Below are 14,611 nucleotides of genomic sequence, written 5' to 3' on the forward strand. Positions count from 1 at the left end.
ACGGGAGGAACGCATGTTCGAAACGAAGGGTCGTACGCGCGAGGCGATGTCCAAGGTGGACACGGCCTGGCTGCGCATGGAGCGTCCGACCAACCTCATGATGATCACCGGCGTGTTCATGTTCGCCGGTCATCTCGACCTGCCTGCCGTGCGCGCCTTGCTCGGCGAACGCTTCCTCGCCTACCGCCGTTTCCGCCACAAGGCGGTCAACACGCCGTCGTCGGCGTACTGGGAACTCGACGCCGACTTCGACCTCGACTGGCACGTGCGCCTCGCGGCGTTGCCGGGCGCGGCCGACAAGCCCGAGCTCGAGGCCTTCGTCGGCGAACTCGCGTCGACGCCGCTCGATCATTCCAAGCCGCTGTGGCAGTTCCATCTCATCGAGAACTACCGCGGTGGCAGCGTGCTCGTCGCGCGCATCCACCACTGCTATGCGGACGGTCTCGCGCTCGTGCAGGTCATGCTGTCGCTGACCGATACCGCGCCCGATCCCGAGAAGCACGCCGAACTCGCGCGCACCTGGCTCCAGCGTGACGGCGGCAACGTCTGGCAGCGCATGCTCGAGCCTGCGCAGGCCGGCCTCGGCAAGGCGATGAAGATCGGCAACCGCGTGTGGGAGAAGGCGGCCGCGATGCTCGCCGATCCTGCGGTCGCGGCCGACGTCGCACGCGAAGGCGGCGAGATCACGCGCGAACTCGCGATCGCGCTGAGCCTGCCCGACGATCCGCCGACGCTGCTAAAGGGCCCGCTTGGCGTGGTCAAGCGCGTGGCCTGGGCGGATCCGTTGCCGCTCGAGGACGTCAAGACGCTCGGCAAGGTGCTCGGCTGCACCGTCAACGACGTGCTGCTCGCGTGCGCGACCGGCGCGCTGCGCGGCTACCTGCTCGACCAGGGGCAGGATGTCGACGGCCTGACGATCCGCGCGACCGTGCCGGTCAACCTGCGTCCGCTCGAGCACGCCAAGAAGCTCGGCAACCATTTCGGCCTCGTCTTCCTCGACCTGCCGGTCGGCGAAGGCAATCCGCTGCGGCGCCTGCAGCGCATCACCGCGAGCATGCAGGAGCTCAAGCGCTCGCGGCAGGCCTTCGTCACGCTCGGCCTGCTCGCGCTGCTCGGCATGGGGCCGCAGGCGCTGCAGGGTCCCGCGCTCGAACTTTTCAGCCGCAAGGCCACCGCGGTCGCGACCAACGTGCCGGGTCCGCAGCAGCCGCTGTACCTCGCCGGTGCCGAGGTGCGCGAACTCATGTTCTGGGTGCCGCAATCGGGCTCGATCGGCGTCGGCCTGTCGATCCTGAGCTACAACGGCAACGTGCATTTCGGCCTGATCGGCGACGCCAAGCGCGTGCGCGATCCCGACGCGGTCGCGCAGCGTTTCGCGGCCGAGTTCGAGAAGCTCGTGATGCTCGTGCTCATGGAAGACTGGGACGACGACATCGAACCGGCCGGCGCGGCGGCTACGCTGCAGCGTTACATCTGAGGCCTTGCGGCTCGACGCGGAAGCCGCCGAGCGCGTTCCACACGGCACGACGTTTCCCTCTCCCTGCGGGAGAAGAGCCTGCCCCGTACTCGATACGGGGTGGTCCGAAGGGCAGGATGAGGGTCCGGCCTCGCGACGAGGATCGGGCGCCCGGGGTCAGGTTCATTTGCCGGGTGGATGCGTCAAAGCCCGGTTGCACCTCCGGGCAAATGAACCTGACCCCATGCTTCGGCGTGCTTGCCTGAGTCGAGGTCGACGCGACGTGGGTTGGTCGTCACGGGGGTGACGGCGGAATCCGCTGCGCGGGTTCCGCCCTGCGCGTGGTCGATGTACACCGCAGCCCCGCTTGTGGGGGAGCGGCGATACCGCCGGGCCTTTGCGCAGCCTCACAGCATGCGCAACAGCTCCGGCATCAGCGGCAGCTTGCGCACGCGCACGGTCGTGGTCGCGAAGATCGCGTTGGCGAGCGCCGCTGCGACGCTCGACGTGGCGAGTTCGCCGACGCCGACCGGATCGAGCGTCGACGGCATCGCATGCACCTCGACCTTCGGCGGCGCGCCGGCAGCGGTCAGCAATCGGTAGTCGGGGAAGTTCTTCTGCTGCACCTGGCCGGCCTTGACCGTGACGGCGAGGTTGAGTGCGGTCGAGAGTCCGTCGACGACGGCCGACGCGACGCGGTTCTCGAGGCCGAGCGGGTTGATCACGCGACCGACGTCGACGACGCAGACGGCGCGATGGATGCGCACGCGCTCGCCGTCCATGCCGATCTCGAACGCATGGGCGACATAGCCGCCGCCCGTCGCGTGGCAGGCGATGCCGAGGCCGTGGCCGTCGGTGCGCTTCGTCGACCACTGGATGCGCTCGGCACAGGCCGACAGCACGGCCGCCATGCGGCCGGTATCGAACATGATGCCGCCTTCGCCGGCCGGCACCTCGCGCGGCTCGCCGAGCATGTCCAGGCGGAGGCGCACGGGGTCGCGGCGTGTCTCGAAGGCGATCTCGTCGAGGAAGCACTGCGTGGCGAACGTGTCGAAACCATGCCGCAGCTTGCGCATGTCGTGGCGTGGCAACCCCGATTCGAGCGCGTGGAACTGCGTGTCGAGATGCTCGACGAAGCCTGCGGGGAACGCCTCGGCCGACACGCAGCCGCGCCACGCCGGTGCGCCGGGTTCGCGGCCGCTGGCCGGCGTCGCGGCGCAATGATGCGACCAGCCGGCGATGCGGTTGGCGCGGTCGAGCGTCGCCGTCATCGCATGCAGGCCGAACGGGCGGTAGCGGTCGTTGGCGAGATCGTCCTCGCGCGTCCACACGAGCTTGACCGGCTTGCCGACGGCCTTGGCGACCTGCACGGCTTCGGCGACGAAGTCGTTGCGCAGGCGGCGACCGAAGCTGCCGCCCGAGCGCGGCAGGCGGATCTCGATGCCCGCACGCGGCAGCCCGGTGAGCTCCGCGATCAGCGCCGATGCCGCATCGGGGTCCTCGATGCCGGCGATCAACAGGGCGCCGTCTTGGCGCAGCTCGATCGCCGCGCTGGGCGGTTCCATCGTCGCGTGGGCGAGGAACGGCAGCTCGTAGCGTGCCGACAAGGCGAGACGCGCGCGCTTGCGCGAGCCGGCCATGTCGCCTTCGTGGCGCACGACGACGCCATCGGTGGCCGCGTCGAGCAGCGCGTGTGCGGTCGCGGCGAGCGTGGCGTTGGATTCTTCGGGAAAAGGGCCCGGCGTCCACACGGGCACGAGTGCCGCGCGGCCCTTCAGTGCTGCCCAGGTCGACTCGGCGACGACGGCGATGCCCGCGACGGAGGGGCCGTCGCCGCTCGCATTCGCCGCGGCCGGCTCGAGCACGACGATCTCGCGCACGCCGGGGACCTTGCGTGCGGCGGCATCGGCGACGCTCTCGAGGCGGCCGCCGAGGTGCGGGCAGCGCAGCACGACCGCGATCAGGCCGCCGGACAGGAAATCGTCGCTTGCGTAGCGCGTGCGACCCGTGACGACGTTGCGCACGTCGGTCGTGCGCACGGGCGTGCCGAGCAGCGTGAACGTCGCCGGATCCTTGAGCGCCGGCGCCTGGGCGGGCGGCGGCTGCGAAGCGGCACCGCGCGCGAGCGCGCCGTAGCTGATGCGGCGATCATCGGGTGCGATGACGTGGCCTTCGGCCGTGCGCAGCTGCTCGACCGGCAGGTTCCATTCGCGCGCCGCGGCGGCGACGAGCATCGCGCGTGCGGTGGCGCCGGCCGTGCGCAGCGCCGTCCATGCCTCGCCGATCGGGTTGGCGATCGCGCCGGACTGGTTGCCGAAACGGTTCGAGGCGTTGCCGTCGGTTTCGCGGTAGCCGTACGGCAGCTGGGTCACGCGCACCTGCGGCCAGGCCACGCCGAGCTCCTCGGCGACCAGCATCGGGTACGCGGTGATCGCGCCCTGGCCGGTCTCGCAGGCGGGTGCGCCGATCACGATGCGGTTGCCGCGTTCGATCATGACGAACGCGGTGAGTTCGGTGAGTTCGTCGCCGAGCAGGTCGGGCGGCACCGACGACGACTGCGCGAGCGCGTCGTCGAGTCGGAAACCGACGACCAGCGCGCCGGAAGCGGTCAGGCCGATGCGCAGGAAGCGCCGGCGCGAGGCATCGAAGGCGCCGCTCACGTGCGCTTGGCCCGCGTCAGCTCGGCGGCGCGCTGGATCGCGCTGCGCACGCGCGGGTACGTGCCGCAGCGGCACAGGTTGCCGATCTGCGCGATGTCGTCCTCGCTCGGGCGCGGCTTGCGGCGCAGCAGGTCCACCGCGGCCATGATCTGGCCGGACTGGCAGTAGCCGCACTGCACGACGTCGTTCTCGATCCAGGCCTGCTGCACGGGATGCAGGCCGTCGCGCTCGAGACCTTCGATCGTCGTGATCTCGCGGCCTGCGGCTTCCAGCATCGGCACCATGCACGCGCGCGCGGCCTTGCCGTCGACGAGCACGGTGCAGGCGCCGCAGGTGCCGACGCCGCAGGCGTACTTGGTGCCGGTCAGGCGCAGCACGTCGCGCAGGAACCACAGCAGCGGCATCGTCGCGTCGCCGCTGTGGAAGAACGGTTTGCCGTTGATGCCGAGCTGGAGGGTGCCGGGCTCGATGCCCGCATCGATCGGTGTCGCTGCTGCAGCGCGGTTCTCGGGTGTGTCCTGCATGCCTGTCCGCCGTGGGAGGCGACCGTGGAGGGCGCCGAAACGGCCTCGATTGTCGCATCGCAGCGCGGTCGTGCACAGGCAGGCCGCAGGCGCCGTTCAGGCGCCTGCGGCGCAGGGATCAGGTGCAGGCGCCGCGCACGGCGTCGGGCAGGGCGACCGAACGGCCGTCGGCGGGGTCTATCCAGACCATGACGACGTTGCCGTCGCCGTACAGCGTGCCGTCGCCATCGACGAAACGGTGCGCGATCGTCAGCGAGCGCGTGCCGAGGCGTTCGACCGCGAGTTCGACGACGACTTCGCCGGGCCACTGCAGCTGGCGGCGGAAGTTGAGCGTGGTCGCGGCGACCACGGGTTTCATCGCGTCGCCGAGCCACGTGCCCTCGAGCGAGGTCAGCCAGTGCAGGCGGGCTTCCTCGAGGTAGGTCAGGTAGGTCGCGTTGTTGACGTGGTCGTAGGCATCGAGGTCGCGCCAGCGGATGCGGATCGGCACGCGCGCAAGCGCCTTCATCGGGATGTCGCTCATGCGGCCTTCGGCTTCTTCTTCGCCTCGGCCAGCGTGCGCGCGAGGAAGCGGCCCGTGTGCGAGGCCTTGGCCTTGGCGATCTGTTCGGGCGTGCCGGTCGCGAGGATCGTGCCGCCGCCGCTGCCACCTTCGGGGCCGAGGTCGACGATCCAGTCCGCGGTCTTGATCACGTCGAGGTTGTGCTCGATCACGACCACCGTGTTGCCGTCCTCGGACAGGCGGTGCAGCACCTCGAGCAGCTGCTCGATGTCGTGGAAGTGCAGGCCCGTGGTCGGCTCGTCGAGGATGTACAGCGTGCGGCCGGTATCGCGCTTGCTGAGCTCGCGCGAGAGCTTGACGCGCTGCGCCTCGCCGCCGGACAGCGTGGTCGCGCTCTGGCCGAGCTTGATGTAGCCGAGGCCGACGTCGAGCAGCGTCTCGAGCTTGCGCGCGAGCATCGGCACGGGCTTGAACAGCGTCGTCGCGTCCTCGACGGTCATGCCGAGCACGTCGGCGATCGTGTGGCCCTTGTAGGTGATCTCGAGCGTCTCGCGGTTGTAGCGCTTGCCGTGGCATACGTCGCAGGGTACGTAGACGTCGGGCAGGAAGTGCATCTCGACCTTGATCAGGCCATCGCCCTCGCAGGCTTCGCAGCGTCCGCCCTTGACGTTGAAGCTGAAACGGCCCGGACCGTAGCCGCGTGCACGCGATTCGGGCACCTGCGCGAACAGCTCGCGCAGCGGCGTGAACAGGCCCGTGTAGGTGGCCGGGTTCGAGCGTGGCGTGCGGCCGATCGGCGACTGGTCGATGTCGACGACCTTGTCGAACAGCTCCAGGCCCTGCACCTCGCGGTACGGCGCCGGCTTCTCGTTGGCTCCGTTGAGCTCGGCCGCGGTGATGCGGAACAGCGTGTCGTTGACGAGCGTCGACTTGCCCGAACCCGACACGCCGGTCACGCACGTGAACAGGCCGGCCGGGATCTCGAGGTCGACATCCTTGAGGTTGTTGCCGGTCGCACCGACGAGACGCAGCATGCGCTCGGGGTCCGGTACGCGGCGTTGCTTGGGCACCTCGATGCGGCGCTTGCCGGACAGGTACTGGCCGGTCAGCGAGCGCGGCGCGGCGAGCAGGTCGGCGAGCGTGCCCTGGGCGACGATCTCGCCGCCGTGCACGCCCGCGCCGGGGCCGATGTCGACGACATGGTCGGCGGCGCGGATCGCATCCTCGTCGTGCTCGACGACGATGACGGTGTTGCCGAGCCCGCGCAGGCGCTCGAGCGTGCCGAGCAGGCGCTCGTTGTCACGCTGGTGCAGGCCGATCGAGGGCTCGTCGAGCACGTACATGACGCCGACGAGGCCGGCGCCGATCTGGCTGGCGAGGCGGATGCGCTGCGCTTCGCCGCCCGACAGCGAATCGGCCTGGCGATCGAGCGTGAGGTAGTCGAGGCCGACGTCGACGAGGAAGGTCAGGCGTTCGCGGATCTCCTTGACGATCTTGGCGGCGATCTCGGCGCGCCAGCCGGCCAGCACGAGGCCGTCGAAATAGGCCAGCGAGCGGTCGATCGGCAGCGCGGTCAGCGAGGACAGGTTGCTCTCGCCGACGAACACGTTGCGCGCGCTGCGGTTGAGGCGTTGGCCGCCGCAGTCCGGGCAGGCGCGCGGGCTGATGTACTTGGCGATCTCCTCGCGCACGGCCGGCGATTCGGTCTCGCGGTAGCGCCGCTCGAGGTTCGGGATGATGCCCTCGAAGGCGTGCTTGCGCTGCACCTTGCGGCCGTTCTCGGCAACGTAGTTGAAGGTGATCTGTTCCTTGCCCGAGCCGTTGAGCACGGCGTCGCGCGCGGCCTTGGGCAGCTTCTCCCACGGTGCGTCGACGTCGAAGCCGTAGTGCCTGGCGAGCGACTGGATCATCTGGAAGTAGTACATGTTGCGGCGGTCCCAGCCGCGCACCGCGCCGGCCGACAAGGCCAGGTTCGGATGGCCGACCACGCGCTGCGGATCGAAGAACTGGGTCACGCCGAGGCCGTCGCAGGACGGGCACGCGCCGATCGGCGAGTTGAACGAGAACAGGCGCGGCTCGAGCTCGGGCAGCGAGTAGTCGCAGACCGGGCACGAGAAGCGTGACGAGAACAGCGTCGGCGCGGCGGCCTCGTCGTCGTTGTCGACGAGCAGGGCGATGCCGTCGCCGAGGCGCAGCGCGGTCTCGAACGATTCGGCGAGGCGCTGCTTGATGTCCTCGCGCGCGCGGAAGCGGTCGACCACCGCCTCGATCGTGTGCTTCTGGCGCAGCGCGAGCGGCGGCACCGCGTCGAGCTCGTAGGTGACGCCGTCGACGCGTGCGCGCACGAAGCCCTGCGCGCGCAGCTGGTCGAACACCTGCACGTGCTCGCCCTTGCGCTCGCGCACGACCGGCGCGAGCAGCGCCCAGCGCTTCTCCGGATCGAGCGCGAGGGCGGCGTCGACCATCTGGCTCACGGTCTGCGCCTCGAGCGGTGTGCCGTGGTCCGGGCAGCGCGGCGTGCCGACGCGCGCGTAGAGCAGGCGCAGGTAGTCGTAGACCTCGGTGATCGTGCCGACCGTCGAGCGCGGGTTGTGCGAGGTCGACTTCTGCTCGATCGAGATCGCCGGGCTCAGGCCCTCGATGTGGTCGAGGTCGGGCTTCTCCATGACCGACAGGAACTGCCGCGCATACGCCGACAGCGACTCGACGTAGCGGCGCTGGCCCTCGGCGTAGATCGTGTCGAACGCGAGCGAGGACTTGCCCGAACCCGACAGGCCCGTGATGACGATGAGCGCATCGCGCGGCAGGTCGATGTCGATGTTCTTGAGGTTGTGCGTACGCGCGCCGCGGATGCGGATCGTGTCCATGGGCAGGGGTCGGTACCGGTACGGAGGGGAGGCGGAAGCCGTCCACTATAGCGTCCGGCGTCGCAGGCGCTGAGATGGGGATGCTGCGGCACGATTCCACGGGGGCGGCGCGTTCAGGGAACGTCGGCGCAGACACGGCGCGCCGCAGATGGCAGGCTTGCAGGTCACTGACGACCCGGGGAGGGGCCATGGACAAGTCACGGCGATGGGGTGGTGCGCTTCTGGCGGGACTCGGCTGGGCCGGTGCGGCCTGGGCGGTGCCCGCGCATTACGTGGTGTTCGAGCTGGACCCGGCCGGGCGGGCCCGGCCGGTGTTCCATGCGCAGGTCGAGGTCGCGGCCGACGCGAGTGCGCGGCGTGATGCCTGGCGTGCCTCGGACACCGAGACCGAGCGCGTGACCTGGCGTCCCGTGCGCGACGGCGTGCGCGGGGCGGATCGCCAGGTCGAGGTGCCGCGCTTCCTGCGTGCCGAGTTCGCGGGCCACGACGGCGAGACGATCGAGCACCACGCCAATGTCGAGGACGACGCGCGTGCGTTCGTGCTTCGCGTGCCGGTCGCCGAGGGCGAGGTCATCGAGATCGTGACCGACGCGGGCACGCAGCAGCTCGATCTCGCCGCGCTCGCGCGCGAGGCCGACCGCCTGCCGCTCGCAGGCACGCCGCTGGCACGTGTCGAGGCGACCGAAGGCGATCCGTCCGGTCCGTCCGGCAACCGCGTCGACGTGCTCGTGCTCGGCGACGGCTACACGGCTGCGCAGCAGGCCACGTTCAACACGCAGGCGGCCAACCTGCGCACGGCGATGTTCAACGTGTCGCCGTACAAGGAGTACGCGAACTTCGTGAACTGGCGCACCGGCTTCGTCGCTTCGGTGCAGTCCGGTGCGGACCATCCGCCGTACCAGTCCGGCTGCACGACCGCGACCTGCTGTGCCGATGCGGCCGCGCAGAACGACCCTGCCGCGGGCACGTTCGTCGACACCGCGTTCGATGCGAAGTACTGCACCTCGCAGATCCATCGCCTGCTCACGGTCAACGGCACCAAGCTCTACGCGGCCGCGGCCGGCTACCCGGACTGGGACCACATCCTCGTGACGGTCAATGATCCCGTCTACGGTGGCGCCGGCGGCAGTTTCGCGGTCACGTCGGCGCACGGCGAGGCGCCGAAGGTCGTCATCCACGAGTACGGCCACAGCTTCCATCGCCTGGCCGACGAGTACGACTCGCCATACCCGGGGTTCCCCGCCTGCAGCGACACGGGCGCGACGCCGAACTGTGAGGCGAACGTCACCAACCAGACCGATCCCGCGCTCGTGAAGTGGCGCACCTGGTTCACGCCGGGCATCGCGATCCCGACGCCGTCGGGCACGCCCGGCACGGGGCTGTTCCAGGGCGCGCGCTACCAGACCAGCGGCATGTACCGGCCCGTGCACAACACCTGCCTCATGCGCTCGCTGATCACGACGTTCTGCACGGTGTGTCGCCAGGAATACGTCAAGCGACTCTACCGCGGCGGCTTCGGCGTGCCGGCGGGCGGCATCGACCTGATCGAGCCGGGCAGCGAGGTGCCGTCACCCGCCGCGCCGGTGGCCTACCAGGCCGGCACGCAGGCGACGTTCTCGGCCGACATCCTGCGCCCGGTCACCGGCAGCGTCGCCCTGCAGTGGTACCTCGACGGCGCGCCGATCGCGGGCGCGACCGGCGAGAGCTACCTGTTCCAGCAGATCGGCGCGACGCCGGCGACGCGCACGCTCGAGCTGCGCGCGATCGACGAGACCCCGTTCGTCGCCGCGTCGATGGCCGACGGCCTCGTGGTGCATTCCCGTACGTGGACGATCCAGGTCGGCAACGACCGCGTGTTCGCGCACGGCTTCGAGTGATGGTCATCGCCCGCCGCCCATCGGGTGGCGGGCATGCCCGATGGGCCTTGCATTCCGGCCCGGCCCGCATTGCAGCACGGCCGGGCTCGCGACAAGGCCACGCCGGGGCCTCGCGGGTTTTGCTTTCGCAGCAATGAGGGGCCAAACTATGCGGCGCTTTGTCCCGGGTCGGCGCCTCGCCGGCACGGGTTTTCCCCGCTTCCGGCCGTGCGTGGTCCGCCAGGATCGCGCCGGCGGCACGTCTTCCAAGAAGGTGCATGCATGAACTTCCACGAGTATCAGGCCAAGGAGTTGTTCGCCAGGTATGGCATTCCGGTTCCGGCCGGAAAGGTCGCTTCGACGCCCGAACAGGCGGTCGAGGTCGCGCAGTCGCTCGGCAACGGGCCCTGGATGGTCAAGGCGCAGATCCACGCCGGCGGCCGCGGCAAGGCGGGCGGCGTCAAGTTCTGCAAGACGGTCGACGACGTGAAGACGGCTGCGGCCGGCATGCTCGGCCGCAACATCGAGACCTACCAGTCGGCCGGCCGCGCGCTGCCCGTGAACCTCGTGCTCGTCACCGAGGCCGGCGAGATCGCCAAGGAGCTGTACCTGTCGATCCTAGTGGATCGCGGCAGCAAGACGATCTCGTTCATCGCCTCCGCGCAGGGCGGCGTCGACATCGAGCAGGTCGCCGCCGAGACGCCGGACGACATCCACACCCTCGAAGTCGACTTCGTCGAAGGCGTGCAGCCGTACCACGCGCGCCGCCTCGCGTTCGACATGGGCCTCAACGCCAAGCAGGCCGGCCAGCTCGCCAAGATCATGAGCGGCCTCTACCGCCTGTTCAACGAGCAGGACCTCGCCCTCGTCGAGCTCAACCCGCTCGCGATCCTGACCGACGGCAACCTCGCCGCGCTCGACGGCAAGGTCGATTCGGACGACAACGCCGAGTTCCGCCACGCCGACCTCGCCGCGATGCGCGACGAGACGCAGGAAGATCCGGCCGAAGCGGCCGCGGTCAAGAACAACCTCAACTACGTCACGATGGACGGCAATATCGGCTGCATGGTCAACGGTGCCGGCCTCGCGATGGCGACGATGGACGTGATCAAGCTGGCCGGCGCCGAGCCCGCCAACTTCCTCGACGTCGGTGGCGGCGCAACCAAGGAGCGCGTGACCGAGGCGTTCAAGCTGATCCTGTCCTCGGACAAGGTCGAGGCGATCCTCGTCAACATCTTCGGCGGCATCGTGCGCTGCGACCTCATCGCGGAAGGCATCATCGCCGCGGTCAAGGAAGTCGGCCTGACGATCCCCGTGATCGCGCGCCTCGAGGGCACCAACGTCGAGAAGGGTCGCGAACTGCTCGCCAACTCCGGCCTCAAGATCACGCCGGCCATTGATCTCAACGATGCCGCGCAGAAGGCGGTTGCCGCGGTCAAGGCCGCCTGAGCGAGGACGAATCCATGAGCGTTTTGATCCACAAGAACACCAAGGTCATCACCCAGGGCTTCACCGGCCAGCAGGGTACGTTCCACTCGACGCAGGCGCTGGACTACGGCACCAAGCTGGTCGGCGGCGTCACGCCGGGCAAGGGCGGCACCACGCACATCGAGCTGCCCGTGTTCGACACGGTTGCCGACGCGGTCGCCGAGACCGGCGCCGACGCGTCGATGATCTTCGTGCCGCCGCCGTTCGCGGCCGACGCGATCCTCGAGGCCGCCGACGCGGGCATCAAGGTGATCGTCGCGATCACCGAAGGCATCCCGGTGCTCGACATGCTGCGCGTCAAGAACGTGCTCAAGCGCTACCCGGACACGGTGCTGATCGGGCCGAACTGCCCGGGCGTCATCACGCCGGGCGAGTGCAAGATCGGCATCATGCCGGGCCACATCCACAAGCCGGGCAAGGTCGGCATCGTCTCGCGTTCGGGCACGCTCACGTACGAAGCGGTGTTCCAGACCACGAACGAGGGCCTCGGCCAGTCGACCTGCATCGGCATCGGCGGCGACCCGATCAACGGCCTCAACTTCATCGACTGCCTCAAGCTGTTCCAGGACGATCCGCAGACCGAGGGCATCATCATGGTCGGCGAGATCGGCGGCAGCGCCGAGGAAGAAGCGGCCGAGTTCATCGCCGAGTACGTCAAGAAGCCGGTCGTGTCGTTCATCGCCGGTGCCTCGGCCCCGGCCGGCAAGCGCATGGGCCACGCCGGTGCGATCATCTCGGGCGGCAAGGGCACGGCCAAGGCCAAGTTCGAGGCGCTCGAGAAGGCCGGCGTGACGACGGTCAAGTCGCCCGCCGACCTCGGCAAGACGCTCGCGGGCCTGCTCAAGTAAGCCTGCACGCCACGTGACGAAGGCCGAAGCCGCCGGAGTGATCCGGCGGCTTCGCCGTTTCTGCGACCGCGCGCACGCCGCGTGCACAGCCGCCGTTCACGGCGGCGTCGCGGGACTGCGTTAGGCTGCGCGCCAGGGGATCCACGCTGCCGTCATCCGATTCGCGCCGTTCGTGTCCCCGGCCACCCGGACGTCCAGGCCATGCCGTGATCGCGATCGACCCCGAACGCACGATCGAGCCGCCCGACGCGATGCCGCATGCACCGCGCATCGCGGGCTATCGCGTCGTGCGCCGGCTCGGCCTCGGCGGCATGGCGATGGTCTACCTCGCCGTGCAGGAATCGCTCGACCGCGAGGTCGCGATCAAGGTCATGCGCCCGCTGCGCCACGTCGACGAGGCGCAGGTGCTGCGCTTCGAGCACGAGGCGCGCATCATCGCCAAGCTCGAGCATCCCGGCATCGTCGGCATCCACGAGGTCGGCCGCACGCTCGACGGCGAGCTCTACTACGTCATGCCGTACCTCGCGCGCGGCGACCTCAGCATGCGCGACTACCGCGACGACGAGGCCGGCCTCGCCGCGCTCGTGTCGGCGCTGCTCGATGCGCTCGGCTACGCGCACGCACGCGGCATCGTGCATCGCGACGTCAAGCCCGAGAACGTGCTGTTCGACAACGCCGACCGCCCGCAGCTGGCCGACTTCGGCATCGCGCTCGCGCATGACCAGGCGATGTCGCGCGTGACCGGCGACGGCCTCGTCATCGGCAGCGGTGCGCAGATGAGCCCCGAGCAGGCGCGCGCGGGCACGGTCGATGGCCGTGCCGATCTTTACAGCCTCGGCGTGCTCACGTACGAACTGCTGACAGGCGTGCTGCCGTTCCATTCCAGCGATCCGCTCGCCCTCGCGCTCATGCACGCGCAGGATCCGGTGCCCGACCTGCCGCCCGAGAAGGCGCACTGGCAGGCCTTCGTCGACAAGGCGATGGCGAAGAAGCCCGAGCAGCGCTTCCGCAACGCGCAGGCGATGCAGCGCGGGCTCGAGCCGGTGCGCCGCCACCTGAGCCGCGCGCAGGGACCGGTCGGTCGCGCGCGCAGCTTCGTGCGCGCGTCGCCGCCCGCGCTGCTGGTCGCGTTCGGTGCGCTCGTCGCGGTGTCGGTCGTCACGCTCGCACTGCCGCAGGCCTGGCGCGTGAACCAGCCGCCACCCGAGCCGGTCTCGATCGGCCTCGTGCCCGAGGCGAATGCGGCAGGTGCGTCCGCCGCGGACGACGCGTTCGCGGCGGAGCTCGTGGCCGCGCGCACCTACGCCGAGGCGGGCGCATGGTTCGCACCGGCCGGCGCGAATGCTTCGGAGACCTACCTCGACATCCTGCGCCGCGCACCGGGCCACGCCGGCGCGACCGCAGGGCTCGACAAGGTTTTCACCGCTGCGGCCGATGCGCTCGTCGCCGCGTTGCCGCGCGAGAGCCTCGCCAAGGTGCGCGAACGCCACGAGCAGATCGGACTCGTCGCCGATGCCGCGGGCCGGCGTGGATCGCCTGCGCTCGAAGCCTTGCCCGCGCGTGCTGCACCGCTCGCCGTCGAGCGCGCGCGTGCGCAGGTCGCTGCCTGGAACGCCGATGACACGACCGCGTGGCTCGCGTTCGCGGCCACGCTCGGCGCGACCGACGACGTGCTCGCGCCCATGCGCACGGCGCTCGCGGCGATGCCACGCACCGGCGTCGTCACGCGCGACGGCAACGGGCCTCCGCTGCTGTTCGTGCCGCCGCGCAAGGGGTCGTCCACCGGCCTCTACGTCATGCGCGACGAGGTGCTGCTGGGCGACTACACGACCTTCGCGACGCAGACAGGTCGCGCGGCAGGGCGTTGCCGGAGCATGCTGTCGCCGCTGCGCCTGCTCGACCGTCGCGACTGGAAGGACCCCGGCTTCACACAGGGCAGGGACGAGCCCGTCGTCTGCGTCGCGCACGACGACGCACAGGCCTATGCGGCGTGGCTGTCGCAGCGCACCGGCAAGCGCTACCGCCTGCCGACGCTCGTGGAATGGCGCCACGCCGCGCAGCTCGCCGCGGCGCGTGGTGGCGCCTGCGAGCTCGGCAATGTCGCCGACAGCAGCGCAGCCGGCGGTACGCGCCATGCCTGCGGCGACGGTCGCGCGCACACGGCGCCGGCGGGCCGTTCCCGCGCGAATGCCTACGGCCTGCACGACGTGTTCGGCAACGTCGCCGAATGGACGGCTGATTGCGCCGACGCAGCCTCGGGAAAGGCATGCGCGCGGCGCCTCGTGGTCGGTCGCTCGTGGCGCAGCGGCCCGGCCGACGCGCTCGACGCGACGCGCACGATCCCGGCCGAGCGTGGCTTCGACGACGTCGGTTTCAGGCTCGTGCGCGAGCCCTGATCCACCGCGCGCTG

The 14,611-nt window shown here is 70.2% G+C and carries 9 protein-coding genes; 5 read left to right on the forward strand and 4 right to left on the reverse strand.

What is annotated here, in order from left to right:
* Positions 1–13 precede the first annotated feature (13 nt).
* Positions 14–1,477, forward strand: coding sequence for a WS/DGAT/MGAT family O-acyltransferase (locus tag ACQQ2N_RS13925; RefSeq protein WP_440222181.1), 1,464 nt, complete (start codon positions 14–16; stop codon positions 1,475–1,477).
* Between the two features lie 386 nt (positions 1,478–1,863).
* Here the strand turns inward: ACQQ2N_RS13925 and ACQQ2N_RS13930 are convergent, their stop codons facing one another.
* From ACQQ2N_RS13930 to uvrA, 4 genes are all read right to left on the reverse strand, one after another.
* Positions 1,864–4,116 carry a molybdopterin cofactor-binding domain-containing protein gene (locus ACQQ2N_RS13930; protein WP_440222182.1) on the reverse strand — a complete coding sequence of 751 codons (2,253 nt, stop codon included), beginning with the start codon at positions 4,114–4,116 and terminating at the stop codon, positions 1,864–1,866.
* Positions 4,113–4,640, reverse strand: coding sequence for a (2Fe-2S)-binding protein (locus ACQQ2N_RS13935; RefSeq protein ID WP_440222183.1), 528 nt, complete (start codon positions 4,638–4,640; stop codon positions 4,113–4,115). Before ACQQ2N_RS13935 ends, ACQQ2N_RS13930 begins: the two co-directional genes overlap by 4 nt.
* Before the next feature lie 118 nt (positions 4,641–4,758).
* Positions 4,759–5,163 (reverse strand): acyl-CoA thioesterase, encoded by a 405-nt coding sequence (locus ACQQ2N_RS13940; protein ID WP_440222184.1) that lies wholly within the window; start codon positions 5,161–5,163, stop codon positions 4,759–4,761.
* On the reverse strand, positions 5,160–8,009 hold the full coding sequence (uvrA, locus tag ACQQ2N_RS13945; RefSeq protein WP_440222185.1) for an excinuclease ABC subunit UvrA: 2,850 nt from the start codon (positions 8,007–8,009) through the stop codon (positions 5,160–5,162). Before uvrA ends, ACQQ2N_RS13940 begins: the two co-directional genes overlap by 4 nt.
* Positions 8,010–8,197: 188 nt before the next feature.
* On the opposite strand from uvrA, the gene ACQQ2N_RS13950 reads away from it, so the two are divergent.
* The 4 genes from ACQQ2N_RS13950 (at position 8,198) to ACQQ2N_RS13965 (ending at position 14,597) form a co-directional block, all read left to right on the forward strand.
* Complete coding sequence (locus ACQQ2N_RS13950) at positions 8,198–9,886, forward strand: M64 family metallopeptidase (protein WP_440222186.1); 1,689 nt, start codon at positions 8,198–8,200, stop codon at positions 9,884–9,886.
* A 261-nt stretch (positions 9,887–10,147) separates the two neighbouring features.
* Positions 10,148–11,314, forward strand: a complete 1,167-nt coding sequence (gene sucC, locus ACQQ2N_RS13955) for an ADP-forming succinate--CoA ligase subunit beta (protein WP_440222187.1) — start codon at positions 10,148–10,150, stop codon at positions 11,312–11,314.
* A 14-nt stretch (positions 11,315–11,328) separates the two neighbouring features.
* The gene (gene sucD / locus ACQQ2N_RS13960; RefSeq protein WP_440222188.1) at positions 11,329–12,201 is read left to right on the forward strand and encodes a succinate--CoA ligase subunit alpha; all 873 of its coding nucleotides are present in this window, start codon (positions 11,329–11,331) and stop codon (positions 12,199–12,201) included.
* 206 nt (positions 12,202–12,407) lie between these two features.
* Positions 12,408–14,597, forward strand: a complete 2,190-nt coding sequence (locus ACQQ2N_RS13965) for a bifunctional serine/threonine-protein kinase/formylglycine-generating enzyme family protein (protein WP_440222189.1) — start codon at positions 12,408–12,410, stop codon at positions 14,595–14,597.
* Positions 14,598–14,611: the final 14 nt, after the last annotated feature.

This window comes from Dokdonella aquatica (assembly GCF_051987395.1).
Taxonomy (GTDB): Bacteria; Pseudomonadota; Gammaproteobacteria; order Xanthomonadales; family Rhodanobacteraceae; genus Dokdonella.

Coding starts and splice junctions, on each gene's coding strand:
- ACQQ2N_RS13925 (WP_440222181.1), top strand. CDS start 14: ATGTTCGAAACGAAGGGTCGTACGCGCGAGGCGATGTCCAAGGTGGAC.
- ACQQ2N_RS13935 (WP_440222183.1), bottom strand. CDS start 4,640: ATGCAGGACACACCCGAGAACCGCGCTGCAGCAGCGACACCGATCGAT.
- ACQQ2N_RS13940 (WP_440222184.1), bottom strand. CDS start 5,163: ATGAGCGACATCCCGATGAAGGCGCTTGCGCGCGTGCCGATCCGCATC.
- uvrA (WP_440222185.1), bottom strand. CDS start 8,009: ATGGACACGATCCGCATCCGCGGCGCGCGTACGCACAACCTCAAGAAC.
- ACQQ2N_RS13950 (WP_440222186.1), top strand. CDS start 8,198: ATGGACAAGTCACGGCGATGGGGTGGTGCGCTTCTGGCGGGACTCGGC.
- sucC (WP_440222187.1), top strand. CDS start 10,148: ATGAACTTCCACGAGTATCAGGCCAAGGAGTTGTTCGCCAGGTATGGC.
- sucD (WP_440222188.1), top strand. CDS start 11,329: ATGAGCGTTTTGATCCACAAGAACACCAAGGTCATCACCCAGGGCTTC.